3 protein-coding genes are annotated in these 4,203 nt (G+C 72.2%); 2 read left to right on the top strand and 1 reads right to left on the bottom strand.

Annotation, left to right across the window (positions count from 1 at the left end; all coding sequences use genetic code 11):
- Positions 1-182 precede the first annotated feature (182 nt).
- Together ACFV9T_RS42590 and ACFV9T_RS42585 are read left to right on the top strand one after the other, a co-directional pair.
- Positions 183-2,318 (top strand): restriction endonuclease, encoded by a 2,136-nt coding sequence (locus tag ACFV9T_RS42590; RefSeq protein ID WP_385449239.1) that lies wholly within the window; start codon positions 183-185, stop codon positions 2,316-2,318.
- A gap of 95 nt (positions 2,319-2,413) precedes the next feature.
- Positions 2,414-2,962: a hypothetical protein gene (locus tag ACFV9T_RS42585; protein WP_385449238.1), complete on the top strand. Its 549-nt coding sequence runs from the start codon at positions 2,414-2,416 to the stop codon at positions 2,960-2,962.
- A gap of 12 nt (positions 2,963-2,974) precedes the next feature.
- Here the strand turns inward: ACFV9T_RS42585 and ACFV9T_RS42580 are convergent, their stop codons facing one another.
- Entirely contained in the window at positions 2,975-4,030 is a 1,056-nt protein-coding gene (locus ACFV9T_RS42580) for a hypothetical protein (RefSeq protein WP_385449237.1), read from the bottom strand.
- Between the last annotated feature and the right edge of the window lie 173 nt (positions 4,031-4,203).

The raw sequence follows: 4,203 nt of genomic DNA, 5'->3' as shown, positions 1-4,203 counted from the left end.
GGCAGCGTATTATGTTTATAAGAGACTGCTGGTGAGAAGGCCGCCCACCTTCTGACCAGCGCCGGGTGTGCGCGGGCCGCCGGAAGCCCCGGGGCTTCCGGCGGCCACTAGAATCGGGGCGTTACCGCTGGTTGGGGGCCGGGTGTGAGGGTGGGGTCCGGTGGGCCCGGGGGGAGTCGTACATGAGCCGTCGCTCCGGTCGATCCGGCGTTCTGATCTCCCTGTGGGCCGAGGCGCAGCGGCAGCGCGAGGCCCAGGAGCGGGCGCGGGCGCGGCAGGAGCGCGAGGAGGAGCGGCGGCTGCGGGCCGCCGAGCGGGAGCGGGCGCGCGATCAGCGGGAGCGGCAGGCGGCGTACCGGCGGCAGCGCGAGGCGGACGCGCGACGGCGTACGGAGGAGCTGGAGGCGCGGGTCGAGGCGTTGCGGTCGCTGCTGGCGACCGGGTGCCGGGCACCGGCGTTCCGCCCGGCCGGGCTCCAACAGCCCGAGCGGGTCGAGCCGTTCGACCCGGGCGCGCTGGCCCACCCCGTACCGATGCCGGACCAGCGGCACTACCAGCCGCAGGGCGGCTGGGGCTTCGGCGCCGGGCGGCGGGAGCGGGACGAGGCGCGGGAGCGGTACGAGCGGGACTGGCGGGCCGCGCAGGCGGCGGAGGCCGAGCGGGTGCGGCGGCTGGAGGCGTACCGGCGGCGGTACGAGGAGTGGGCCGCGGAGCGGATCGCGGAGATACGCCGGTACAACGCGGGCGTGGCGGACCTGGTCGCGGAGGTGCGGGCCGGTGACCCCGAGGCGGTGGTGGAGTACTTCACGGCGGCGCTCTACCACGCCTCGTACGCCTCCCCGGTGTGGCCCGAGGGCCCGCCCCGCGAAGTGTCCGCCGCGTACGATCCGGCCGCGCGCCAGCTCGTGCTGGACTGGGAGCTGCCGCGCTACGACATCGTCCCCGAGGTCAAGTCGGTGCGGTACATGTACAACGCCGACGAGGACCGGGAGACGCCGCGCTCCGCCACGCAGCGCCGGGCGCTGTACCGGGATGTGCTCGCGCAGTGCGTACTGCTGGCGCTGCGGGACCTGTTCGCGGCGGATGAGGCCGGAGTTGACGGGTCCGGGGCGCTGGAGTCGGTCACGCTGAACGGTTTCGTGGACGACCACGATCCGGCGACCGGGCAGCGGGCCCGGATCGTCCTGGCGACCGTCACGGTGACCCGTACCGCCTTCGCCGAACTGCGTCTTGAGCAGGTGAGCGCGGTGGAGTGCCTGGTCGACGGCGTGCGCGGGCGGCTGTCCACGCGCCCCGACCAGCGCGCCGCCGTGCCGCCCGGGCGGACGCCGGACGAGGTCGGCTCCGGCGTCCTCACCCAGGGCGGGGGCGACGAACCGGATCTGCTCGCGATGGATCCGATCGCCTTCGAGTCACTGGTCGCGGAGTTGTTCCGGGCCATGGGGATGCGGGCGGTGACGACCCAGCGTTCGAACGACGGCGGGGTGGACGTGGAGGCGATGGACCCCGCGCCGATCCGGGGTGGCCGGATCGTGGTGCAGGTGAAGCGCTACCGTGCCACGGTGCCGCCGACCGCGGTGCGCGATCTGTACGGCACGGTGCAGGGCAGCGGCGCGAACAAGGGCGTCCTGGTCACCACCTCCCGGTTCGGGCCCGGCTCCCATACGTTCGCCCATGGGAAGCCGCTGGAGCTGGTGTCCGGGGTGGAGCTGGTCGACCTGCTCCACCGGCACGGGCTGCGGGGGCGGCTGGGCGACGGCGCCGCCGCCGGTCCCGCCTCGCCCTCGCCTGATGCGCCCGACTCTTCTGATGCGCCTGACTATCCTGATGCGCCCGATCACAACGTGCTGGGCATGTCCTGGTCGGGCGAGGTCGCCCTCGACGTCTGCGCCCTCGTCTGCGACGGCGACCGGGTGCTGAGCGAGGACCACTTCGTCTTCTTCAACAACCCCCGCACCCCCGACGGCACCGTCAGTGCCCTGCCCGCCACCGCCCCCGACCGGGCGGCGGTCCGCGTCGCCTTCGACGCGCTGCCGCCCGAGGCCGACCGTCTCGTCCTCGTCGCGGCCGTCGACCCCGAGGTCGACCCCGGGGCGGACCTGTCCGGTTTCGCCGACGCCCGGATACGGCTGCTGGACGCGGCGGGCGCCGAACTCGGCCAGCTGGAGGTCTCCGATGGCCGCCGGGGCGAAACCGCCCTGGTCCTCGGCTCGTTCCGGCGCCGGGCCAATGGCGACTGGGACTTCGTGATCGGCGGCAAGGGCTACCCGGGCGGGCTGGAGGCGCTGGTGCGGGAGTACGGCATCGACGTCGCTTGATCGTGAAGCGTGATCATGGCGTGCGGCGGAACAGTCGGAGAGACAGTCGGGGACTGGGTGTCGCTGGCACAGCTTCATCCGACATACTGCCGGGCGTGGAGCAGCGTATAGGTCCGATCACCCCGCCCGTACCCGCCGCCGGGACCGATCCGGGGCACATCCCCGGCCTCACGCCCCCGCGCCCGGACGCGCCCGAGGAGGTGACCGCGGAGGCGAAGACGGCCCCGGAGGCCCCGGAAGAGGCCCCCGAGCCGGAGGAAGCGGAAGAGGAGACGGCGGAAGCCGAAACCGAGACCGAAGCCGAGGAGCCGGACGAGGCGGCGGACGAGCCGGACGACGCGAAGGAGCAGGCCGAGGACGGGCCGGTCTTCGAGGTCTCCGACCGCCGCAGCTCGATCACCGCCGGGCGCTCCGGCGTCGCCTTCCACCTGGACGGCGAGAACGCCGAGTTCTCCTGGGACGAGATCGGCGCGGTGGAGATCGACACCCCCCGCTTCGGCCGCCGCTTCAGCGTCACCGTCTACACGACCGCCCACCGCTGGTACGCCGCCGACGTCGAGGCCTCGGCCCGTGGCGCCCTCAAGGACTGGACGGCGAAGCTGGACGAGGTCCTCGACGCGTACTTCGAGGACACCGCTTCTTAGGGGGCCATCAGCTCACGGCACGCGCCAGCCGAACTGGTGGGCGCCCGCGCCCTCGCCCTTGAAGGTGACCGCGACCGGCTGGTCGCCCGCGGGCATCATGTGGACGGAGCACATGGTGAGCGAGGACTTGGGCTTCAGCCGGGTGTGCGCCACGGCGCTGCGGCAGTCGCCGACGCCGTTGCCCGGGGTGGAGAAGTCCATGAACGTCATGGGCTGGATCCGCTGTCCGCCCGCGCTGCTCACCGCGACGCCGTCCTGCATGGTGGGCAGCAGCGTGTGCGTGCCACGGTTCCGGTAGCGGAGGGTGACGTAGTACGGCGTCATCTTCTTCTGTTCCGCGCTCAGCTGGAAGCGGCTCAGGTCCCCGATGTCGCCCTTGCGCATGCCGGTGAGGGTGACGGTCATCGGGACGTCGCGGTTGTCGTCCTGCCACATGGCGTCGGCGGACTGGCCGGCCGCCATCAGGCCGTTGGTGCCCGCGTAGCCCTTGCCGTCGCCGATCTTCCACGTCAGGGCGCCGCTCGCCTCGTCGGTGTACGAGACGATCGCGGGCGTGCGGTGCTTGGGCAGCATGACGATCTGGCATGCCTCGCCCGTACTCCCCGGCGGCAGGGTCGCGGGGCCGCCCTTGTCGCACTCCTTGGGCACAGCCGACTCGGTGGCCAGCGGGTTCATGTTCATCAGCTCGATCGGGCGGCCGGGAGTCCCGTCGGCGAGGGTGATCGTGAAGTTGTCCTCGGGGTCGGGCCGTTCCAGCGTCGCCTTGCCGGTGTTGGTGTACGAGACGGTGAGGTAGAACGGCACCATCCCGTCGACGTTGTCGTCGAGCCGGACCCGCTTGAGATCCGCGTCCTTGCCCCGGATGAGCCGGATGGGCGCCACCTTCAGCTGCCGCGCCTGGTCCCGGTCCGTCCAGGTGGCCTTCTTCACGGTGGTCTCCATCGGCACCGATGGCGCGGCCGTCGGCTTGGTGTCCGGCTTCTTGGCCACGTCCGTCGTACCGCCCTTGCCCGAGCCGCCACATCCTGTGATGAGCAGTGCCCCGGCGATGGCACCGGCCATCCTCATGCGTGTCCGCATGTGTCCCCCGTTGTTCGCTATGCCTGGTGATTCCCCGCCGTACCGTCCCTGGCGGATTGCCGACAGCTTGAAGCGCTCTCCTCCCTTCGCAAGCTCAGGAAGGAGATTCCGCCCTACCTTGCGGTGGGTGGCTTGACGCGGCGTGCGCGTCTGACGACTGC

Source organism: Streptomyces sp. NPDC059850, assembly GCF_042731515.1.
Taxonomy (GTDB): Bacteria; Actinomycetota; Actinomycetes; order Streptomycetales; family Streptomycetaceae; genus Streptomyces.
The sequence above is the reverse complement of the archived record's forward strand: the minus strand, read 5'-3'. Positions and strand labels throughout refer to the sequence as shown.